The sequence below is a fragment of the Novosphingobium sp. MD-1 genome, from assembly GCF_001014975.1.
GTDB lineage: Bacteria > Pseudomonadota > Alphaproteobacteria > Sphingomonadales > Sphingomonadaceae > Novosphingobium.
Genome location: NZ_BBXA01000019.1, coordinates 60716 through 82500, shown reverse-complemented (window position 1 = coordinate 82500; position 21785 = coordinate 60716). Strand labels below are relative to the sequence as shown.

Annotated in this window: 16 protein-coding genes, 1 tRNA gene and 1 rRNA gene (1 of these 18 cut by a window edge); 5 read left to right on the top strand and 13 right to left on the bottom strand. The window is 63.3% G+C overall.

Annotated features, from left to right (window positions below; translation table 11 throughout):
- Positions 1–101: ribosomal RNA gene (rrf, locus tag NMD1_RS04845) — 5S ribosomal RNA — on the top strand (it extends 14 nt beyond the left edge of the window).
- Positions 102–400: 299 nt separating this feature from the next.
- Here the strand turns inward: rrf and NMD1_RS04840 are convergent.
- Genes NMD1_RS04840 through NMD1_RS04830 form a run of 3 tightly spaced genes read right to left on the bottom strand, consistent with a single transcriptional unit; the run spans position 401 to position 3628 of the window.
- A complete protein-coding gene (locus tag NMD1_RS04840; protein ID WP_125953922.1) occupies positions 401–2095 on the bottom strand; it encodes an amidohydrolase in 1695 nt (564 codons plus the stop codon).
- A complete protein-coding gene (locus tag NMD1_RS04835) occupies positions 2092–3003 on the bottom strand; it encodes an NAD(P)-dependent oxidoreductase (protein ID WP_125953921.1) in 912 nt (303 codons plus the stop codon). The genes NMD1_RS04840 and NMD1_RS04835 overlap by 4 nt, the downstream gene beginning before the upstream one ends.
- Before the next feature lie 55 nt (positions 3004–3058).
- Positions 3059–3628, bottom strand: coding sequence for a hypothetical protein (locus tag NMD1_RS04830; RefSeq protein ID WP_125953920.1), 570 nt, complete (start codon positions 3626–3628; stop codon positions 3059–3061).
- A 955-nt stretch (positions 3629–4583) separates the two neighbouring features.
- On the opposite strand from NMD1_RS04830, the gene NMD1_RS04825 reads away from it, so the two are divergent.
- Both NMD1_RS04825 and NMD1_RS04820 read left to right on the top strand, forming a co-directional pair.
- Complete coding sequence (locus tag NMD1_RS04825) at positions 4584–5597, top strand: hypothetical protein (protein WP_125953919.1); 1014 nt, start codon at positions 4584–4586, stop codon at positions 5595–5597.
- Positions 5594–6175 carry a hypothetical protein gene (locus NMD1_RS04820; RefSeq protein ID WP_125953918.1) on the top strand — a complete coding sequence of 194 codons (582 nt, stop codon included), beginning with the start codon at positions 5594–5596 and terminating at the stop codon, positions 6173–6175. The genes NMD1_RS04825 and NMD1_RS04820 overlap by 4 nt, the downstream gene beginning before the upstream one ends.
- A 6-nt stretch (positions 6176–6181) precedes the next feature.
- On the opposite strand, the gene NMD1_RS04815 is transcribed toward NMD1_RS04820, so the two are convergent.
- From NMD1_RS04815 to NMD1_RS04785, 7 genes are all read right to left on the bottom strand, one after another.
- Positions 6182–6562 (bottom strand): hypothetical protein, encoded by a 381-nt coding sequence (locus NMD1_RS04815; RefSeq protein ID WP_125953917.1) that lies wholly within the window; start codon positions 6560–6562, stop codon positions 6182–6184.
- Positions 6562–8355, bottom strand: coding sequence for a DUF927 domain-containing protein (locus NMD1_RS04810; protein WP_233497361.1), 1794 nt, complete (start codon positions 8353–8355; stop codon positions 6562–6564). Before NMD1_RS04810 ends, NMD1_RS04815 begins: the two co-directional genes overlap by 1 nt.
- 224 nt (positions 8356–8579) lie before the next feature.
- Positions 8580–9308 carry an IS21-like element helper ATPase IstB gene (gene istB, locus NMD1_RS04805; protein WP_125953069.1) on the bottom strand — a complete coding sequence of 243 codons (729 nt, stop codon included), beginning with the start codon at positions 9306–9308 and terminating at the stop codon, positions 8580–8582.
- Complete coding sequence (istA, locus tag NMD1_RS04800) at positions 9295–10809, bottom strand: IS21 family transposase (RefSeq protein ID WP_125953070.1); 1515 nt, start codon at positions 10807–10809, stop codon at positions 9295–9297. Before istA ends, istB begins: the two co-directional genes overlap by 14 nt.
- 205 nt (positions 10810–11014) lie before the next feature.
- Complete coding sequence (locus NMD1_RS04795) at positions 11015–14668, bottom strand: hypothetical protein (protein WP_125953915.1); 3654 nt, start codon at positions 14666–14668, stop codon at positions 11015–11017.
- Between the two features lie 81 nt (positions 14669–14749).
- Positions 14750–15988, bottom strand: a complete 1239-nt coding sequence (locus tag NMD1_RS04790; protein ID WP_125953914.1) for an integrase arm-type DNA-binding domain-containing protein — start codon at positions 15986–15988, stop codon at positions 14750–14752.
- Between the two features lie 189 nt (positions 15989–16177).
- Positions 16178–16251: transfer RNA gene (locus NMD1_RS04785), tRNA-Gly, on the bottom strand.
- Between the two features lie 184 nt (positions 16252–16435).
- Between NMD1_RS04785 and NMD1_RS04780 the strand changes: the two genes are divergently transcribed.
- Positions 16436–16723: a DUF2218 domain-containing protein gene (locus NMD1_RS04780; protein ID WP_125953913.1), complete on the top strand. Its 288-nt coding sequence runs from the start codon at positions 16436–16438 to the stop codon at positions 16721–16723.
- Between the two features lie 60 nt (positions 16724–16783).
- Positions 16784–18901 carry an acetate--CoA ligase family protein gene (locus tag NMD1_RS04775; protein ID WP_125953912.1) on the top strand — a complete coding sequence of 706 codons (2118 nt, stop codon included), beginning with the start codon at positions 16784–16786 and terminating at the stop codon, positions 18899–18901.
- Between the two features lie 63 nt (positions 18902–18964).
- Here the strand turns inward: NMD1_RS04775 and NMD1_RS04770 are convergent, their stop codons facing one another.
- From NMD1_RS04770 to NMD1_RS04760, 3 genes are all read right to left on the bottom strand, one after another.
- Positions 18965–19501, bottom strand: a complete 537-nt coding sequence (locus NMD1_RS04770) for an adenine phosphoribosyltransferase (RefSeq protein ID WP_124810000.1) — start codon at positions 19499–19501, stop codon at positions 18965–18967.
- Positions 19502–19637: 136 nt separating this feature from the next.
- Positions 19638–20459: a cytochrome c1 gene (locus tag NMD1_RS04765; RefSeq protein ID WP_125953911.1), complete on the bottom strand. Its 822-nt coding sequence runs from the start codon at positions 20457–20459 to the stop codon at positions 19638–19640.
- Between the two features lie 33 nt (positions 20460–20492).
- Positions 20493–21779, bottom strand: coding sequence for a cytochrome b/b6 (locus tag NMD1_RS04760; protein ID WP_124810002.1), 1287 nt, complete (start codon positions 21777–21779; stop codon positions 20493–20495).
- Between the last annotated feature and the right edge of the window lie 6 nt (positions 21780–21785).

Sequence of the window (21785 nt, the reverse complement as noted above, 5' to 3'; positions counted from 1 at the left end):
CGTCTGTGAACCACCCGATCCCTTCTCGAACTCGGCCGTGAAACCAGTCCGCGCCAATGGTACTAACGCTCAAGCGTTGGAAGAGTAGGTCGCCGCCAGGCATTGAAGCCGACGGATTATAACAACATAAAAACCCATTCATGATGATCAGACAAAAGCCCGCCTTCCGGTGGGCTTTTTGTTTGCCCGCGTTTCGTGAACCGAAGCGGACTCTTTGTTGCAACAAAGCATCAGGCGATTGCCGAAAATGCACCCGCGTGCATTCGCTGCTGGCGTGCGCCGTAAATCGCCCTAGAACACCCACATCCACCGTTCGCCCGGCGTGGCTTGGGAGAGGATGCGGGAAAACTGCACCGCGCCGGGCGTTACGGGGATATCATCAACGACAGTTCGGCATGGTTCAGCGCTTTTCGGTAGCGCTGCTGGCGTCTGCCTGATCGGCGCTCCAGACCTTGCCGCCGCCAATCCACGTCTCGAGGACCTTGGTGGCGCGTATTTCCGCCGCGCTGGCGAACATCGGATCGGTATCGACAAACACGAAATCGGCACGCTGGCCGGGAGCCAGGCGACCGAAGCGCTGTTCGGCGAAACTGGCCCAGGCCGCGCCGCTGCTATATCCGGCAAGCGCGCTGGCCCGGTCGACGCGTTCCTGGGGCTGCCATCCGCCGACAGGCTGGCCCGCTGGATCTTCCCGGCTGATCGCCGCCGCGATACCGGCAAAGGGATCGGCCTGTTCCACCGGCGCGTCCGACCCGAAGGCGAGCGTTGCACCCGCCGCCTGGAGGGAATGCCAGGCATAGGCGCCGGTGAGCCGCTGCGGCCCCAAACGGGCCTCCGCCATCAGGCGGTCCGAAGTCTGGTGCACCGGCTGCATCGAGGCGACGATGCCGTTGCGCCCGAACCGCGCGAAATCGGCCGGGTCGACGATCTGCGCGTGTTCGATGCGCCAGCGACGATCGCCCTTGTAGGTCTGCGACAGATCCTCGATGGCATCCAGCACGGCGGCATTGGCCTGATCACCGATGGCGTGCACCGCGATCTGGAAGCCGTCCATCGCGGCGCGGCTCATTAGGTTGCGCAATTGCGTGTCGGACAACTGGGGCAGCCCGCGCGTGCCTGGCGCATCGGCATAGGGGGCCTTGAGCCACGCCCCGCGCGATCCCAGCGCGCCGTCCATGTAGAGCTTTACGCCGTTGAGACGCAGACGGTCCTGATAGAGCCATGGGGTGGGGCCGGGGCCGGCGATCAGCGCCATCTGATCGACGCCGGCGGCATAGGCCATGATCCGGATATAGAGTTCGTTGTGATCACCGGCGCGGCGATAGGCCTGCCAGTCCTCGATGCTCGTGCCCATGTCGGCCACGGCGGTTACGCCGCGCCGGAACAGCAGGCGCTGGGCGGTCGCCAGCGCGACATCGCGGTCGGCCGCGCGCGGGGCGGGGACGACCCGCGCCACCAGCGCTTGCGCGGCATCGACCAGCACGCCGGCTGGTGCGCCGGCGGCGGTGCGTTCGAGATGGCCGCCGGCCGGGTCCTTGGTCTGCGCCGTGACACCGGCGGCTTTCAGCGCCGCACCATTGGCCCAGCCAGCATGGCCATCGACGCGTTCGAGCCAGACCGGCTTGTCGGCCACGACGGCATCGAGTTCCGCCGCTGTGGGAAAGCGCCCCAGTCCCCAGCTTTCCTGATTCCAGCCGCGCCCGATGATCCACGGGCGATCGGGATGCTCGGCGGCATAGCTCTTGATCCGTCCCAGCGCTTCGGTCAGCGATTTCGTGTCCGACAGATCCAGCGTGAGCGCGGCGAAGCCCAGCTGCATGACGTGCGCGTGCGCGTCGATCAGGCCGGGCAGCATGATCCGGCCCTTGCCGTCGACGTGGTACTGAATGCCCTTGGGAGGCTTTTTCTCGCCGGGCCGGTAGATCGCCTTGATCACGCCGGCATCGTCGAAGACCAGCGCCGAGAACGTCTGGACGCGGCCATCGGGGCCGATGGTTTCGCCGCTGACGTTATCGACCAGCGTATCGGCCAGCGCGAGCGAAGGGGCTGTCGCCAGCAGCAGCGCCGCGATGGCGGCCCGGCGCCCGTGGCTCACGCGGGCGAGCCTTTCTCGCTACCCCTTCTGGGCAGGCGGCGGATCAGCGCGCTGGTGTCCTCGCGCCCGCCGCCCAAAGCCTGCACGTCGGCATAGAACTGGTCTATCAGCGCCGTCGTCGGCACGCTGGCGCCCAGATTGCGGGCTTCCTCAATGGCGAGGCCCAGGTCCTTGCGCATCCAGTCGATGGCGAAGCCAAAATCGAACTCGTCCTTTGCGGCAGTGTGCCAGCGGTTGTCCATCTGCCAGCTTTGTGCCGCGCCGCCCGAAATCGCCTCGAAAACCTTGTCGAGATCGAGGCGGGCGATCTGGCAGAAGCGGATCGCTTCGGAAAGGCCGGCGATGGCACCCGCGATGCACATCTGGTTGGCCATCTTGGCCGTCTGCCCGGCGCCGGACTTACCCACGTGGACCACCCGCTTGGCATAGGCAGCAAGGATCGTGCGTGCGGCGTCCACCGCCTTTGCGCTTCCGCCGCACATGATCGAAAGCGTGCCGTTCTCGGCGCCGGACTGACCGCCGGTGACGGGCGCATCGACGCAGAGCAGTTCCTTGTCGCGTCCTTCCACCGCGATCTGGCGGGCGATCCGCGCGGAAACCGTGGTGTGATCGATGAACAGCGCGCCCCGCCGCAACGTGGAAAACGCGCCCGTGGGGCTGAGCACGACATCGGCGAGATCATCATCGTTGCCAACGCAGGTGATGACGACGTCGGCTCCTTCCGCCGCTTCAGCCGGCGACGAGGCGACACGCGTCGCAAGGCCGGGGTTCGCGGCCTGCCATGCTTCCGCGCGGGTGGCGGTGCGGTTGTAGATGGTGAGGCGGTGCCCAGCCTTGCCAAGATGGCGGGCCATCGCGCCGCCCATTACGCCGAGGCCCAGAAACGATACGTTGAGAGGTTCGCTCATGTCCGCCTGTTTAACGGCTTTGGCGGAGGGTTCCAGTCGCAAAGCGCGCGGGGCGTCAGGCGTGCTGCGCCTTCAGGCAAGAGGTCAGCGACAGATAGAATTCCGCGATGGCAGCCAGTGCCTGGTCACTGATGACGGGTGTAGCTCCGTGCCGGGGGGGGACAAGCCCTTGCCCGCGCGCAGCGATGGCAAGATCTTGGGCCAGTCTCGTGCCGGACGAAACCGGCGAATGGCCCGTTGCGAAAGCGCGGACGCGCCCGATCGCGCGCAGGCGCAGGACGTCCACCGGAAAGCGGCTTTCCATCGCCTTGATCCGCGACAGCTTGCGCGCGCTATCGGTGTCACCCTTCGCTGCGGCGCCGTGGCGGGACGGTGCCTCTGAAGGCGGGGCGTGCTCGTCGATAAGGATGGCCAGGAAGCGGTCGAGTTCCTTCAGACAATTGCCCGCCAGCCGCAGCGCCACGCGCGCGGTACGTTCGCAGCCCGGCATCACGGTGGCATCGCGCGCGGCGCGATCGATCAGAAAACGGCAGCCACGCACCATTGCCCGATGCGCTGCGGAAAGCGCGGCTGCATCGGCCTGGACCCGCGTGGGCGAACCCTTCCGCGAAAGGGACTCAGGCAAGGAGATGGCACCCGGATGGATGGCGACGGTAACGTTCGGTCATGGGGCTGCTCCGATCCAGACGTGCCAGCGGGAGGTTTTATCGTGCCGGCAGTGCTATTTTCGGAACCTGACGGATGCGCCCGCTTACAGCAGTTGCGCGCGGCCGTCCAACGCGGAACTGCGCCATAGTTTGCAGCGGGAATGGATCAGGAGGTAGCAGGAATCGCGAAATAGCCGGAAAAGCGCAGATTTTTGCCATTTCTGGACGGAGCATTTCGCAGGATACCCCCAATCATACCCCCAAATGTGCTGGCTAGGCGCATTTCCGGGCGGCTGGAGGGCCGCCCCGCTCACCAATCCCAAGGCTCGTGCGGAGCAGAACCGACAATCCGATTCGGGCGCGTTTACCGGCCCGAGAATTGCCGATTAGACCCCCACACCGTACGCGACAAATCGCAGCCGAAAAGCCAGCAGTTCCGGGCGTTTCGGCAAATGGCAGCTTCCCCGTCAAATCTGACTTGCGGCCAGTTTCCAAGTCACTTTCAATTCACTGACGGAAAATGACCTTTTATTCTAGTCACTTACGCGCCATTTTGGGCGGGGGTCGTGGCTTGAATGTGATTGGCTGGCGGCAGCTCGGATCGGCCCAGCCGGGCGGCTGGCGCTTCGCATTGTGGGATTGCTCTCCGAATGACGGGAACGGCGGGAAATTGGGAACAGCTCGCCTAAACACCTGTCAGGCAACAGCAAATCGTGTTCCCAGCAATTGCCGGTCCTGTTCCCCGCCTCGCAGCCTGGGAACAACTTCCGTGCCGGAGGTAAGCAACAGGTCGAGGGCACCGCATCAAGTTCACCACGGCCAATACCACAAAAATCATAGCTATCTGATTGCGTACGGCTGGACTGTGAACACCGAGGCCTCTACCTCCTTCGACCGGCGATCCGAATAAACCATGAATAGTATGGGGGCCGAATGGCGAAGATCACACGATCAGTGCAGTACCGATACTTGGACCGCGAGCGCGCTGGCATCGAGAAAGGTACGCTGGAGGATCTATTGCGGGCGGCGCTCGCGGAAAAGCGGGACAGCGACGTAATTGGTGAAAAGGCACGGGCACGGATAGCCGATCTCGAGCAGAGCGGGCAGCTAACTCTTTGGAACGGGTTGCAGGGCTACGATCCTAAGGGTGTGCTGTCCGGAGAACTGGTCCTCTACAAGCAAGGGTTCGATGTTCCCGCAATTGAGGAACGGTTGGATAATGATGAGAACCGTTTTCAGTTGGTGCGCTTCCAGACAGACGGGAAAAGCAAGCCGATTGAGGGAGCGCTCTACTTTGCCGTCATCGGTGACCACCTTGGCATTATCCAGTCCAATGCCGTCACTGGCCGATGGCTGGAGCGCTATTTCACATGGTTACTCAAAGACATAACAAGCGGATTGGAAGCCGAAAATTTCATCGCATTGAACGCGAAAACAGCATTTGCTGCCAGCGATCTAGCCAAAGTCGGTCCAGCAAAGGGGTTGACCGTACACGCCAACTCCAATCCCGTTCCGGAACGGGCTACTAGCGACACGCTCCCGCCGAGCAGAGACTTCAAGACGAAGCGTAAGGGCAAGGGCGCGACGGTGATAGAGGTTCTGAAGCTCATGGGCTTGGGCGAGGACACAATCGAAAGCATCAGGGCTGACGTCCCCCCAGGTGGATCATTGGAGGGCGACTTTCTGGTATTCATCAAGCAAGGGAAGCGGAAGCGGCCGATCTCTCTGGGAACGCTAGACCATGCCTTCCGCAACACCACTCCAGGCGAAATCGATATTCAGGGAAAGGGGACGGCAGTCCGGGACAACCTGCAATCTCGATCAGAGCCGGTGCGCGTGACCGAGGGACCACTCGGCCTAGATCCCAATGAGGCTATCGAGAAGATCATCGAGGTACTATATCGGTGGGGTGAACAAGGCGTTGTGAACCTAAGCCCAAGAGAATGAAAACCGCCATCATCAGCTCCGTCCTTGCCGTTGGAACGTGTTTTGTTCCGACGACCATGATCGACCCCATGGCACGAGCGATGGTGCCAGCGATTGCGTTGATGGCAACAGGCATTTTCCCATGCATGACGCTCACAATCGGAGCAATGAAGGCAGAGGGACGGACGCCCGCGCTTATCGAGGAGCTTTATCTTCAGCTTCGGGGCCTGCTGAAAGTTCTTGTGGTTACATTCGCGCTGGCAGTCGCTGAAATCATCACACTGACTGCATCGGTGGCGCTTGCTAGTCCCGGAGCGCCGCGTGGAATTGAAGTTGAGCCAGGCACGTTTTACGTCACGCCCGTTCAAGCGGCGGCAATGATTGCCGCCTTCATTTTAGGCATCCTGTCAGGGCGCATCATCGTGCTTGGAAGAGCCTTTTTTGAGGTGCTGGAAATCAACAAAAAGCAGTCGCTTCTAGTCGCTAGGGCGAAGGTTCGCACCGAGCGCGATGCCGCAATTGAAAATTCGCGCCGCGCCCGATTTTCGCCCGATGACGCCACACCAAAGCGGCTGCGCACCGCGAATGGCAGCGACTAACCGCGCCTAGAGCCGCAACTCGTTGCCGTAGTGCAACCGCAGCGTGGGCACCGATACGCCGATCAGCTTGGCCACTTTCGCCATGGGCATTCCCCCCAGGATTGCCCGCCTGACAATCTTGCGCGTCGCGGGCGTCGGAGCGTGTCGCCGCCTTCCTTTGGGCGGGCTGGCCACTGTGCTGGGGAAATAGTGCCTTGCGACGGTGTTGACGCAGACGCCCAAGGCCCGTGCGATGGCTGGCCAGGTCGCCCCAGCCGCCTTCAATTCGTTTGCGATCAGCATTTGTTCCGGCGTGGGAACGTGTGGCTTTCTGCCGACGCGCTGACGGGAAGGCTCTGGCCGCGTCTCGAACAGATCGAATTGCGGGGGGCTGTCAGGGGCGGCCATCACCAGCCGTCCAGATCATCGGCGAAGGGATCGCCGCCGTAGTCGTAATCATCCGCACCCGGCGCGGCTGGACCATCCATCGGCCATTCTACCGGCCCGGCTGGAGCGTCGGCAGGCGAAGGGACGGCTTTGGCCAGGTCGCTTGCATCCCATTCCAGAATGGTCGCGCGCACCGTGTAGAACCGGGGTGTTTGGTCGCCAACACGTTGCTTGCGCTTGGGCCGCCCACCGTCACCAGGGACAAGGAAACCTTGCTCTTGCAGGACCGCCGCTGCTTCCTTCAGATCGAAACCGGCAAGGATCTCGCTCCAGCCGCTATCGTGGAACAGGTAGCAGGACTTGCCCGGCTCAATGTCGTGCAGGTAGCCCAGCGTGGATAGCGACCGAGCTTCGCCTTCGCGGTTGCTGGCACCCCCTCCATTATCGCCGTCACCATCCCCATAGAACGATTGCACCTTGCCTTGCGGAACGCGACCGAAGCGAGACTGCCCGGCTTGTATGGCGTTGCGCACCCGCTCCAGAATCTGCCGATGCTCCCGCAGGCCGGTACGTCCGAATCCAGCCGCCCAGGCATTGAAACAGGCGAGCGCCGCCGTTTCTGCCTCGCCAGATCGCCACGGAACAATGCCAAGCACCGCCGCCATTTCGCCAGCCGCCGCGACGGCAGCGAAGCGCAAGGCCCCGCGATGGACCTGCCCGCTATCCCCCTTTTGCTTGGCCTTCCCGGCAAAAGCCTTGGCTAGCCGTTTGGCCTCGCTCTCCCAATGGGCAGGATCGGCCACAAGGCCGCGCACGAAGGCAGGCCCGGCATGGCCATAGTGCGCGGCGCAGGCCGCCTTGATCGCATCGGAAAAGGCGGCCGGACTGGCCATGTGGTGAAGGGCCTCCCAAGCTCCGAAACCCGCTCCGGCATCGGCTGGCAAGTCGAGTAAGCGCAGCTCTTGCCCGGCCATGGTGCGTTCGCCCCGCTTCGCAGCGCGCATATGGTCCGCAAGGCCGATTTCCCCGGTGCTGCACACCATGACCCGCCATTCTGCCCGGCGGCGCAATGCCCCTGTCTGTCCGGCCCGTGCCTTGCCTTGGCCGCTTGCGAGCGCATAGGCCGCATTGCCCGCCTCTTGGGGGTCAACAAGCGCCAGCTCGTCAAGGATCAGCAGCGTTTCGGTGTGACCGTGAGCGACGCCCTCCAGGGCGTTGCCAGTTGCCCGCCAGCTTGACGCGAAGCCCAGCGCACCGCCCCCGCCCCACACGCTGCCAGCCGCCATGGCCAGCGACGTTTTGCCGGTGCTGGACGCCCCGCGAAAGTGGAAGCCGCCGCCCTCCATATCGAGCCAGCGCATGATTGGCCCGACAAATGCCAGCGATATGGCAAATGTCAGCAGACTGTTGCCGGGTGCCAACGCAGCAAGAGCGCGCCGCCAGCCGTCCAGACTGCCCTTTTCCCGATAGTGCAGCGCAGAGGCCGCCCCGTCGAAATGGACCGGCTCCGCGCCCGGTGGCGCGATTATCGCGTTGGGCAGGACAAAGCGGCTGGCATCAACCCAGCCGGTCCTTTCGGCCAAGGTGAGGCGGGCACTATGCGTCACCGCCCGAAGGAAACGAATGAAACGATCGTTCTGGCCCGTCGCGGACAGGATCAGCATCCCCGCGCCCGCCAGCTCGGCCCGCACTGCGCCAGCATCGGATGCCAGCGCCGCCCGCTTGACAGTCTTGCGCTTTTCCACCCCGTCGCGGTCCCGAAACCGGATCAACAGGCCCCAATCTCCGCCTTCGCCGTCTCGCGCCTCGCCCATGATGTCGAATGGATCGGACAGCCGAACCGCCCGCGCTTCTGCGCCATCTTTGCTGTCAATCGGCGTCCAAAAGGGACCCCCGATCGGCGCGCAAAAGGGACCCCCTCTCAACGATGGCAGGACGGTCGAGGAACGCGCCTTGCGCTGCGCGCGGCGTAGGGAGGGCGGAGCCCGACCGGAGGCGCGCGCAGCGCAAGGCACCTTAATCCTGCGTGCGGCAGGGATCAGTTTCGGTTCTTGAAGCGCCAGCTGTCATTGCCGGTCTCGATGATGTCGCAATGATGGGTGACGCGATCGAGGAGAGCGGTGGTCATCTTGGGGTCGCCGAACACCGTCGGCCATTCTCCGAACGCCAGGTTGGTCGTGATGATGACGCTGGTTTGCTCGTAAAGTTTGCTGACCAGATGGAACAGCAACTGCCCGCCTGAACGGGCGAAGGGAAGATAGCCAAGCTCATCGAGCACGACGAGGTCGAGGCGAGAGAGCTGGGCGGCAAGCGCGCCGCTTTTGCCGATCCGGGCTTCCTCTTCGAGGCGGGTCACCAGATCAACGGTGTTGAAGTAACGCCCCCGCGCTCCAGCGCGGACGACATTGGCGGTGATGGCGATGGCCAGATGGGTCTTGCCGGTGCCGGTGCCACCGACCAGGACGACATTGCGCCGTGCGGGGAGGAACGCCCCGCCGTGCAGCGAACGGACCAGCCCCTCGTTGATCGGCGTCCCCTCGAAGTGGAAAGCATCAATGTCCTTCACCACCGGCAGCTTGGCGGCCGCCATCCGGTATCGGATCGAGGCGGCGTGGCGGTGCGTTGCCTCCGCACGCAGCAGATCGGTCAGTATCTCCATCGTCGTGCGCTGGCGCTGAAGCCCTGTGGTGACGGTCTCATCGAACGCGCCGGCCATCCCTTTGAGTCCGAGCCCGCGCATCGCGTCGATCATGTCATGCCGCTGCATGAAAGTTCCTCAGTTGGTCGTAACGGGCACAGTCGGCGATCGGCGGATGCCGCAGGGCATTGTCCTCCGACGTGACGATCGTCAGCGGTCGCGGCGGTTCGCGGCGCCGTGCCAGGATATTGAGGATCAAGTCGTCGCTCGCCGTGCCGGTTGCCAGTGCCTCCCGCACGGCGGCTTCGACGAGTTCCAGGCCATCGGTCAGCACGGCCGCCAGCACGCGCACGAACCGCCGATCGGCATCATCGCCGTTACCCAGCTTGCGTCGCAATCGGGCGAGCGCCGGCGGCAGTTCCCAGTCCTGGAAGGGTGCTCCGTTGCGTAAAGCGCCGGGCTTGCGGGCCAGCACCGGCAGATAGTGCCAGGGATCATAGATGGTGCGGTTCCGCCCGAAGAAGCGGGGATGCTCAGCGACGACCTCATCGCCGCATCGCACGACAATACGGTCGGCATAGGCCCGAACCTGCACAGTGCGCCGCGCCACTGTCGAGAGGACCGAGTAACGGTTGCGATCGTAGCTGATCAGGCAGGTGCCCGACACGCCGTGCTCGCTCTCGTTGAAGCCGTCGAACGGCCCCAGCATCGACTGTAATGCAGGACGTTCGATCTCCAGCATCTGCGCCACGGTCTGGTCGCCCTGCTCAGGATGGGCCTGCCGTTCGGCCCAGCGTCGGCACTCAGCTTCCAGCCAGCCATTGAGCTCCTCGAGGCTGGCGAACCGCAGACGGGGCTGGAAGAAGCGCCCTCGGATCGTCTGCACCTGGTTCTCGACCTGACCCTTCTCCCATCCCGCCGCCGGCGAGCAGGCCGTGGGCTCGACCATATAATGGTTGGCCATGATCAGGAACCGCCGGTTGAACACCCGGTCCTTGCCGGTGAACACGCTCGTCACCGCCGTCTTCATATTATCGTAGATGCCGCGCCGGGGCACGCCGCCGAAGAAGGCAAAGCCGCGCGCATGCGCGTCGAACAGCATCTCCTGGGTCTCGCGTGGATAGGCCCGGACATACACAGCCCGCGATGCGCACAGCCGCATGTGCGCGACCTTTACCCGCATCGGCTTGCCGGCGATCTCGACATCCTCGTGGCTCCAGTCGAACTGGTAGGCCTCGCCGGGCTGGAACAGCATCGGAATAAAGGCAGTCGTCCCGTCTCCGACATCCCTGCGCCGCTCGATCTTCCACCGTGCCGCATAGCGGCGCACGGCATCGTAAGAGCCCTCGAAACCCTCACGCACCAGAAGGTCGTGGATACGGGTCATCCGAAGCCGGTCACGTCGGCCCCGTAACTCGTTCTCTTCCAGCAGCACATCCAGCCGATCCTGAAACGGACCGATCCGCGGCAGCGGCTGAACCTTGCGCCGATAATCAAATGCGCCTTCCGGCGCCCGGATCGCCTTGCGGATTACCTTCCGCGACACATGCAGATCACGCGCGATCGCCTTGATCGCCTTCCCGCCGGCATACTCACGCCGGATACGAACCACTGTCTCCAAAACCAACATCCCGATCTCGCCGCATGAACTTCCACGCGGCTGTGTAAGCTATCGAAATGAGGGGTCCCTTTTAGACGCCGATCACCCCGCTAACGGGGTCCTTTTTGCACGCCGATCCACACACCTCCACCGCCGCGCGCCATCGACGTTTCGCAGCTAGTTCATTCGGGTGACGTCTGGAATGTCAGGTGCCAAACCAACGACCGCAACATTTTTAAGGCTCCAGCCTACCCCAAATTTCATTTGGGAATTCGGCCTGCAATCGCTGCAGAAATGCAGGAGCGTAGGCCCGCAACCACGCGGCAAAACGGGCGAGGCCCATCTGATCTCGTTCGAGGTGTAGCGTTCCCAGCATGAGCCCTTGGCGAACTAACATGACCTGCATTCCGTGGTTCTCCACCAGATAAAAGATTCCCCCATCACTTAGATCACGATCGAACACGGTCCCCTGTGCCACGATGCCGCACACTGTTCGAATCGTCCCGATCGGATCGAGATTGTAGTTGTAACTGCGGCTGACCAATGACTGGCACAAAGTCCAAATCAATCGTCGATCGAGGATCGACAAGTTGTCGCGCGACGATGTGACCGTTGTGATGCATTGCAGCAATGTGGACCGGCCGGCAACGGACAAGGAATCTTCGCTCAGATGCGATACCAAGGCTGAGATCCTGTATAGGCAATCCTCGTGCTCAGGAAAGGCGGCGCACCAACCCACGATCGCCGACACAATGACTTCAGGCAAATCGTGCTGCTTTGTAAGAATCTTGCTCAAATAGGCGAAGTCCGGTTGGTTTGCCCATGCTTGCACCCATCCGCTGACTTGATCATGGACGAGTTCAAACGCCCCCCTGGCCTCAAGCCAGGCGCGGTAGATGAACTGGGCGACGTCGGTCTGGCCATGCGCGTCAACCCATGCCAGCAGCGGTGCTGCGACCGCTTCGGTGCCACCCCCGGCATCAAGCCAGGCGCAGTAAACGAACTGGGCGACGTCGGCCTGGCCATGCGCGTCGATCCATGCCAGCAGCGGTGCTGCGACCGCTTCGGTGCCACCCCCGGCATCAAGCCAGGCGCAGTAAACGAACTGGGCGACGTCGGCCTGGCCATGCGCGTCGATCCATGCCAGCAGCGGTGCTGCGACCGCTTCGGTGCCACCCCCGGCAACAAGCCAGGCGCGGTAGACGAACTGGGCGTCCTCGGTCTGGCCATGCGCGTCGACCCATGCTAGCAGCGGTGCTGCGACCGCTTCGGTGCCACCCCCGGCATCAAGCCAGGCGCGGTAGATGAACTGGGCGACGTCGGTCTGGCCATGCGCGTCAACCCATGCCAGCAGCGGTGCTGCGACCGCTTCGGTGCCACCCCCGGCATCAAGCCAGGCGCAGTAAACGAACTGGGCGACGTCGGCCTGGCCATGCGCGTCGATCCATGCCAGCAGCGGTGCTGCGACCGCTTCGGTGCCACCCCCGGCATCAAGCCAGGCGCGGTAGACGAACTTGGCGACGTCGGTCTGGCCATGCGCGTCGACCCATGCCAGCAGCGGTGCTGCGACCGCTTCGGTGCCACCCCCGGCATCAAGCCAGGCGCGGTAGAGAAATGTCGCGCGATAGGTTGTTGAGTGACAATCGAGCCAGTGTATTACCACCGACTGAATCGTCGAAGGCGCTACGCCGTGCCTGAGCATCTGCACAAATAGGAAATGGGTTTGTTCGGCGCCTGCGAATTCAAAAATACTTGCAAAGGCCCGGTCGCAAAACCGCTGCGGCTCAAGGGCATAAGCCCGCCGTAACACCATGTTCGAATATTGCGGCTGATTGCAGGCATGATCGAGCAGATCGGAAACGGTCCTCAGTTCTGGACAATCGACCAAATTCAATTTGCGATGGACTGCTTCCGTGGCAAGATGACTCACGACGCCATCCAATGACCGCTCGCGCCGGATCACCTCTTGCAATGCCCGGGACTGATGCAACACCGTCAACTTTGCCTCGAGGCTGAGCAACTTGCTGCCAAGAATTAGGCCGCAACAAGCTACTGTTTGCTCGGGATGTTTCGCGAGCAAAACATCTACAACGTGCCGTCCGTCGATCTCGACGAAACGGCGATGCGGCGCCAAGCGCTCCAGCGCGGTAAGTGCGTGGGCGAGGTCAAGCCGCCCGGCCGCCGCATCGAGCAGTTCGAGCGCGTGCTCGGTGGCAACATGCTCAGCCTCGAACAACCAGCGCGAAACCAAAGCATCGGCGAACACGTCGTGCACGGCATGATAGGCCTCATCGCTGTACTCAATCCACCGATCGACCCTCAGACCATCTAGTAGCGATCCCCACTGCTGCGAGAACATCTGGTATCGTTCTGCCGGTATCGGCAAGGCTAGCGCGATATGAGCAAGTGCCCGCTCGCACTCCCGTCGTTTGCCCAATGGCCCAATCAACATCTCGATGCGGTGATTGAACCATTTCTCGAAATCACCAAGGCCGTGAAGCACGCCGAATTGCAAATCGAACTGTTCACGATGGTGTCGAAATAGGAACAGTGCGAACGCCGCCAAGGCAGGAACGCCGTTGCAAACTTGCGCCAAGTTTGCCGGATCAGGAAACAATTCGACCGACAGGATGGATCGCGTGACCCATGCGACATAATCAGCCTCGCCCGTTTGCGCAGAACTTAAGCTCCGTTCCTCTGGATCAAGCGGGGCTAAGCTATCGCGGACCAATGTATTGGCACTTGAGCGGCAAGTCGCGATCAATCGAATCCGGTGTTTTGTGTTCGCTTTGAGGTGCGCCACCGCATCGGCAACACCAGCCAGCGCGGTAACGGCTTCGGCATAGTCGATTAGCAATAGAATCGATCGATCGGTAGGATAATGGCCAACAAGTTCAGTCAGGGATTGAAAACTGGCGCTGCGCCCAAGCCGATAGACATCGAAGTTATGGGCGTCGCTGCCAAGCGCTGCAGCTAGTTCAAGAGACAAGCGGGTCTTACCGACCCCACCCGGACCGGAAATTAACAGTGCTGGTGGCTGCCCGTCCGCTAGCGCAGCGGCGAAATCGGCTTCCTCTCCATACAGTGATTCGCCAGTTTCTGAAACATATTCAGTCCGCGAGAAATAGCGCAGTTCTCCGCTTTCAAGAAAGTCCCGAAAGGTCGACTCGGTCCCCAATCGATTTGTGAGCAGGTCCACCCCAACCGGCAAGCCCCGGAACCAACGAAACGCGAGGGTAGGGTGTTCGTCGAGTTCAGCCTCGAACCAATTCCACGCAAAGACTCGCACTGCGCCTTCGCATTCTGCTAGGTGGCGAAGAGACTCCACGCCTTTGGCGACAAGCTGACCGAGATCGGTCGCAATTCTGGCTTCAAGCGCTTGAATTTCGCCGGGAGACATCATTGCGGTAACACAAAACCGATACCGCACAATAGGACGCTCTGAATCAATCCAGGCTTGATAAGGTGAATTCGGGGTTACATTTGGATATTCATTCAGTTTCAGTAGATTTTTTTCGAGGTTTTTATAGACCTCAGTCCAACGCCTAGGAGCCTCTTTCGCGTCTTCTGACCCGATAAATTTACATTCGACAACCGATGCCGCTCCTGGGTCGGACAAACAATCAAGCAAGTCGATCGCCCCGTCGCGTCCGCGCACCAATCGTTTTGAATATCCGCGTTCATCACGGGCAAAGCGAAAGCACTCGAACGTGAACGCCTCGAATGCATGGCCATCATCGCCAACCTGAAAGGCTCGCTTACCAAAATGCCTACGTTCGCCCGCCATATCGGAATGGTGGAACAGACAAATGCATCGGTCAACCAAACCAAGCGGCATGATGCGCAATAGTTGCTGATCTAAGGGGCGCTTGCCGCGTCCAAGCTGCACTCGGACCAACGTCCGCCATCTGCAAATCGACGTGGAACCTAGGCGTTTGTTAAGTCGGCTTCAGACGACCGAAGGAGCGGATCACTTGGCTTTTCCGTTCGCTCGATTGATCGGCACAACATTCGCGCCCTTGCGCAGCGTATCGAGATGGTCGCTCCACCATTGGGACATCTCCACCCGCTCTTGCCAGTAAGCGCCGCGCGTGTAGGCGGCCCGCACCTTGTCAGCTTCGCCATGGGCAAGCGCCCGCTCGATAGCATCCGGATGCCACTTGCCGCTTTCGTTCAGCAGCGTTGCGGCCATGGCCCGGAACCCGTGGGCGGTCATTTCGTCGCTGGCATAGCCCAGCCGCCGTAGCCCGGCATTCAACGTGTTCTCGCTCATGGGACGAGCACGGGTGCGAACAGAGGGAAAGACATAGCCAGCCGGGCCGGTGAGGGCATGAATTTCTCGCAGGATCGCCACGGCCTGCCGGGATAACGGAACGCGGTGGTCCTTCCGCATTTTGGTTTTCTCGGCTGGGATGGTCCAAAGCGCCCCGTCCAGGTCGATTTCATCCCAGCGGGCATGGCGCAGCTCACCGGGGCGGACAAAGACATGGGGAGCCAGTTGCAGCGCCAGCCGGGTAAGCCCAAGGCTTTCATAGCCGTCGATGGCGCGCAGCAGCTCGCCCACCTTCACCGGCTCAAGGATGGCCGCGTAGTGCGTCACCTTGGGCGTTGCCAGCGCGCCGCGCAGATCGCGGGTAGGATCGGACGCCAGCCGCGCCGTCGCCACCGCATAGCGAAACACCATGCCCGCGAGCTGCAATGTCCGGCGCGCGCTCTCCAGCGTTCCCTTTCCTTCGATCTTGCGGACGGCGGCGAGAATGTCGGCAGGCTCAATCTCGCCAATCGGCAAGCTGCCCAAGGCAGCGTTCAGACGGGAGAGCAGGTATTCGCTCCGCTTGGCCGTGGCAGGTGCCCATCCGTCCTGCCCGTCCTTTTTCCGCTTGGCGCAATACTCGGCAGAGATGATGGCAAAGGTGTTCATCGCCTCTGCCCGCTGGCGGACCTTCGCCCGCCGCTTCTCCCGCGACGGGTCTTTGCTGGCGGCGATTTGCTCTCGCGCTTCATCCCGGCGCTTGCGCGCATCGGCCAAGCTCACTTCGGGATAGGCACCGAAGGCCGCCAGCTTTTCCTTGCCAGCCAGGCGGTATTTCAGCCGCCAGAGCTTTCCGCCCGCTGGCGTCACAAGCAGATAGAGGCCCGCCCCATCGGCGAGCTTGTATTGTTTCGCCGCCGGTTTCGCCTGTCGAATTGCAATGTCTGTCAGCGCCATGGCCTGCCCTCGCATACCCCCAGCGCCGCACATCATACCCCTTGCCTGTTCCGGCTTCCCCCAATCATACCCCCATCGGCGGGTGGCTAGATATGGACGCGAGCGAGCGAATGCGGCCTGATATGCCGCTAAATACCGTGTATTTCAGGGGTATGTCCAGACAGATACGGACGCGGCTGGACTGAAAGGTGGAGCGGGTAGCGGGAATCGAACCCGCGTATTCAGCTTGGAAGGCTGCTGCACTACCATTGTGCTATACCCGCGCAATCAAGCGTCGTGCTCTTGATCGCGGCAGCGACCGCTGTCGCCGCCCTGATACGGGCCGATTGCCACGGCGGGGCGGCGGCGTCAACCGGCGTATTGGCAAACCGGGCGAAGCGCCGGCCCCCTTGTATCCTGGCGATAAAGATATATCTTTGAGCCATCTTAACAAGCGAGGCTTTCTTCATGTCCGTAACCCGCGCCATCGTGCCCACCGCCAGCGCCAGCCGCTATCTCCAGCAGTTGTGCAAGCACTGGAGCCACAAGTTCGACGTTACCTTCGATGCGCATCAGGGGCGCGTGCCGCTGCCGCTCGGCCCTGTCGATCTTGTCGCGGACGAGACGGCGCTTACCGTGACCTGCACCGTTGCCGAGGGCGGCGACGTGGCGCGGATGCAGAAGGTGGTCGCCGATCACCTGAACCGCTTCGCCTTCCGTGAAGGCGAACTGGTGTTCGACTGGCATCCGGCCTGAGTTCCGCCTTTACGCGCCTCCGAATATTGTTATAGAACATAGCTAATTTCGGAGGATGTCATGACTGACGCGAATCTCTCGCACGCCGCCCTTGACCGTTTCCTGCGCCCGCGTTCGGTTGCCGTCGTGGGGGCGTCCGACAAGCCGGGCGCGCTCGGCGCCACCCTGCTCACCAACCTGGCCAACAACGGCTATTCCGGCGCGATCTATCCGGTGAACCCGAAGCGCGAGGAGATCATGGGGTTGCGCTGCTATCCCTCGGTCGATGCGCTGCCGGAGGGTGTGGACGTGGCGGTGCTCGCCATCCCGCGCGCGGGCGTGCTGGACGCGGTACGCGGGCTGGCGGCGCGCAAGGCGGGGGGCGTGGTGATCTTCTCCGCCGGATTCGCCGAAGGGGGTGAGGAAGGGCTGGCCGAACAGCACGAGATCGCCCGGATCGCGCAGGAGGCGGGGCTGGTGGTCGAAGGGCCGAACTGCCTGGGCCTCGTCAACTATGTCGATCGCGTGCCGCTGACTTTCGTGGAAACCAACGCCGTGCCGCCGGGCGATCGCCGCGCGATCGGCATCGTCTCGCAGTCCGGTGCGATGGCGGCGGTGCTGGGGACCATGCTGCTCGCGCGCGATGCCGGCGTGTCCTATTCGGTATCGACCGGCAACGAGGCGGCGAGCGGCGTGGAGGACTATGTCGACTGGATGGTCGACCAGCCCGACACCCATGTGATCGCGATGATCGTCGAACAATTCCGCAAGCCGCAGCGCTTCCTCGCGGCGGCGCGGCGTGCGCGCGCGGCGGGCAAGCCGATCGTCCTGCTCCATCCGGGCAAGTCGAGCGCGGCGCGCGAATCCGCGGCTACGCACACCGGCGCGATGGCGGGCGACTACAAGCTGATGCGGGCGATGGTCTCGCGCGCCGGCGTGATCTTCGCCGAAACGCTGGAAGAGCTGGGCGACATTGCCGAGATCGCGGTGCGCTGCCCCGTGCCACCCTCCGGCAACACGGCCGTGCTGGGCGAATCGGGCGCGTTCAAGGCGCTGACGCTCGATCTGGCCGAGGAACTGGAACTGCCGCTGGCCGATCTGCATGACGCGGATTCGCCGGCCCTGCGCGCCGCGCTGCCGCCCTTCGTGCCAGTGAGCAACCCGCTCGACATCACCGCGCAGGGGCTGTCCGAACCGTCGATCTATACCCGCACGCTGGAAGCGCTGCTGGAGGACGACCGCGTAGGCACCGTGCTGGCCGGGATCATCCAGGCCGAGCCGATCACCTGCGCGATCAAGTACCCGCCGATCCTGGCGGCGGTGGATGGCAAGGCGCTGACCAAGCCGCTGGTCTTCGCCGGGCTGGACGAAGGGGCGGATGTGCCGGCCGATCGCATTGCCGCGTTGCGGGCCGCGGGCATTCCCTGGTTCCCGACCACCGAACGCGCGCTGCGCGCCATCGCGCGCCTGACGCACTGGTCCGCGCGCGATCTTTCGGCCACGGACAAGCCGGCCCTGCCGCTGGCGGGGCTGGACGCGGTTTCGGGCGTGGTGCCGGAATACAAGGCGAAGGAGCTGCTGGGGCCGCTGGGCCTGCCGTTCCCGGCCGGTCGCTTCGCGGCGAGCGCGGACGAGGCGGTCGCGGCCGCCGATGCGGTCGGTTATCCGGTGGCGATGAAGGCACAGGCTGCCGCGCTGGGGCACAAGAGCGATGCCGGTGGCGTGCTGCTCAACCTGGCCGATGGCGCCGCCGTGCGCGCGGCGTGGGAGCGCATCCACGATAACGTCGCGGCCTATTCGGCGGCGATCCGGCTGGACGGCGTGCTGATCGAGGCGATGGGCAAGCGCGGGCTGGAAATGATCGTCGGCGCCAAGAACGATCCCGAATGGGGGCCGGTGGTGCTGGCCGGCTTCGGCGGCGTGACGGCGGAGATCCTGCAGGACGTGCGCCTGCTGACCGCCGATCTGACCGAGGAAGCGGTCGTGGCAGAGTTGCTGAAGCTGAAGAGCGCGGCGCTGCTCCAGGGCTATCGCGGATCGCCCGCGCTGGACGTGGCGGCGCTCGCGCGCCTGATCGCTACCGTGGGGCAGGTGCTGCGCGCCGAACCCGCGATCCGCGAGATCGACCTCAATCCGGTGATCCTGCACCCGGTGGGCGAAGGCGTCGTGGCGCTCGACGCGCTGATGCTGGTCGACTGACCGCCGGAATAGGCGGTAAGGCACAAAAGCCCCGCTCTCGCCGGAGAGCGGGGCTTTCGCGTTTCAGTGCCCGGGAAAATCCATCAGGGCATCCACGGTCAAGCCGGCGCCGCGTAGCCGTTCGGCGCCGTGGAGATCGGGCAGGTCGATCACGAACAGCGCGTGCCGCACCGCCGCGCCTGCCTGGCGCAGCAGTTCGGCGGCGGCCAGCGCCGTGCCGCCGGTGGCGATCAGATCGTCCACGATGACCACGCGCTGGCCTTCGCGGATGACCGTGGGATCGATTTCCAGCCGGTCGCGCCCGTATTCCAGCGCATAGTCGATGCCGATCGTCTTGACCGGCAGCTTGCCCGGCTTGCGTACCGGCAGGAAGCCCACGCCCATGCGCGCCGCCACCGCCGCGCCGAAGATGAAGCCGCGCGCTTCCATGCCGGCAATCAGTTCCGCGTCTGCCGCGCGGGCGCGTTCGGCCAGGTGATCCACGCAGGCGCTAAGCCCTTCGCCATGGGCAATCAGCGTGGTGATGTCGCGGAACAGGATGCCGGGGGAGGGGAAATCGGGAACCGACCGGACAAGCATCTTGAGATCGTCGGGCGTCATCGGGAAACTTTCGAGGAGAGGTTGCGGGGATTTCGGCGCGATGGGCGCGGCGCACCATGGCGTTGCGGCGGCCGTGCGCCAACGAAAAAGGCCACCGTTCCCGGTGGCCTTCTCGTGTCTGGCAATCGGCGGGCGATCAATGTCCGCCCACGTTGCTCCAAACCTGCTTCTTGGACAGATAGGCCAGCACGGTGGCCGCCAGCAGGAAGCCCAGCACGGCCCAGCCGGTCTGCTTGCGCTTGTCCAGCTTGGGTTCGGCCGTCCAGATCAGGAACGCCGCGACGTCCTTGGACATCTGGTCGACCGTCGCCGGCGTGCCATCGCTGTAGGTCACCTGGCCATCGCCGGTCAGCGGCGCGGGCATCGCCAGGTTCAGGTTGGCGAAGTACGGGTTGTAGTGCAGCCCTTCCGGCGTCTTGGCGTCCGGGAACTTCTTGAGGAGTTCCGCGGGCTGGTCCTGGTAGCCGGTCAGCAGCGAGTACACATAGGCCGGGCCTTCGTGACGCGCCTTGGTGATCAGCGATAGGTCGGGCGGGCTGCCCTGGCCGGCGTAGTAGACCATCGGGAAGTGATCGGCGGGCAGGTTGTCACGCTCGCCACGGTCACCGGTCTTCGGGTCGAAGGTGGGCTGCTTGGTGCCCCACTGCTTGGCGATCGCCTTCACTTCGGCTTCCGAATAGCCGAGCTGCTGGAGATCGCGGAACGCGACGTGCTTAAGCGAGTGGCAGGCCGAGCACACTTCCTTGTAAACCAGGAAGCCGCGCTGCAGCTGTTCCTTGTCGAAGCGGCCGAACGCGCCGTCGGAAGCGAAGTGCACTTCCTTGGGGTGCTTGTGGAACTCGTGCTCGGCTGTCGGGGCCGCCGGCTCGGTGATGGCGACATAGGCGCCATTACCGAACGACCAGAGCAGCGCGACGGCGAAGAAAAGGCCGACGAAGGGGCCAAAAAGACGGACCATAGGGGTTCTCTCGTTCTTTCCGGTTCGGCTGGCTCAGGCAGCGGGGTTGGCGGACAGCACGGCGCCGTCATCCTTGCCCAGCACGGCTTCGGTGATCGAATAGGGAAGCGGTTCGGGCTTCTCGATCGACGAAACGAGCGGGAGAATGACGAGGAAGTGCAGGAAGTAGTACGTCGCGGCGATCTGCGAGATCATCACGTAGGGTTCCGCAGCCGGCGCGCCGCCGCAGTATCCCAGGATCAGCACGTCCACGAGCAGGACATAGAAGAACTTGCGGAACAGCGGACGGTACAGTCCCGAACGGACCGGCGAGGTATCCAGCCAGGGCAGGAAGAACCACACCAGGATCGCGCTGAACATGGCGAGCACGCCCATCAGCTTGGCCGGGATGAAGAAGAAGTCCGACGTGAAGGCGCGCAGGATCGCGTAGAACGGCCAGAAGTACCATTCGGGCACAATGTGCGCCGGGGTGCTCATCGGGTTGGCCGGAATGTAGTTGTCCGGGTGGCCCAGCGCGTTCGGCGCGAAGAACAGCACCGCGCAGTAGAGCAGCAGGAACACACCCAGTCCGAAGCCGTCCTTCGCCGTGTAGTACGGGTGGAAGGGAACGGTGTCGCTCTCGCTCTTCACTTCCACGCCCGTCGGGTTCGACGAACCGGGGATGTGCAGCGCCCACACGTGCAGGATCACCACGCCCAGGATCACGAAGGGCAGCAGGAAGTGCAGCGAGAAGAAGCGGTTCAGCGCCGCCTGATCGGGCGAGAAGCCGCCGAGCAGCCACTGCTGCAGCGGTTCGCCCACCAGCGGGATCGCGCCGAACAGGCCGGTGATGACCTTGGCGCCCCAGAAGCTCATCTGGCCCCAGGGAAGCACGTAGCCCATGAAGGCGGTGGCCATCATCAGCAGGAAGATCACCACGCCCAGCAGCCAGATCATCTCGCGCGGGGCCTTGTACGAGCTGAAGAAGAACCCGCGGAAGATGTGGACATAGACCACGACGAAGAACGCCGAGGCACCGTTGGCGTGCGCGTAGCGCAGCATCCAGCCCCAGTTCACGTCACGCATGATGTGTTCGGTGGAATCGAACGCCACGCCCGTGTTGGCGGCATAGTGCATCGCCAGGATCACGCCGGTGACGATCTGGAGCATCAGGCAGACGCCTGCCAGGATGCCGAAGTTCCAGAAATAGTTCAGGTTGCGCGGCACCGGATAACCGGCGCCGACGGCGTTGTAGACGAAGCGCGGCAAAGGCAGCTTCTCGTCCAGCCACTGCATGAAGGGGTGGCTAGGCTTGTAATGGTTCGCCCAGGGAAAGCTCATCGGGTC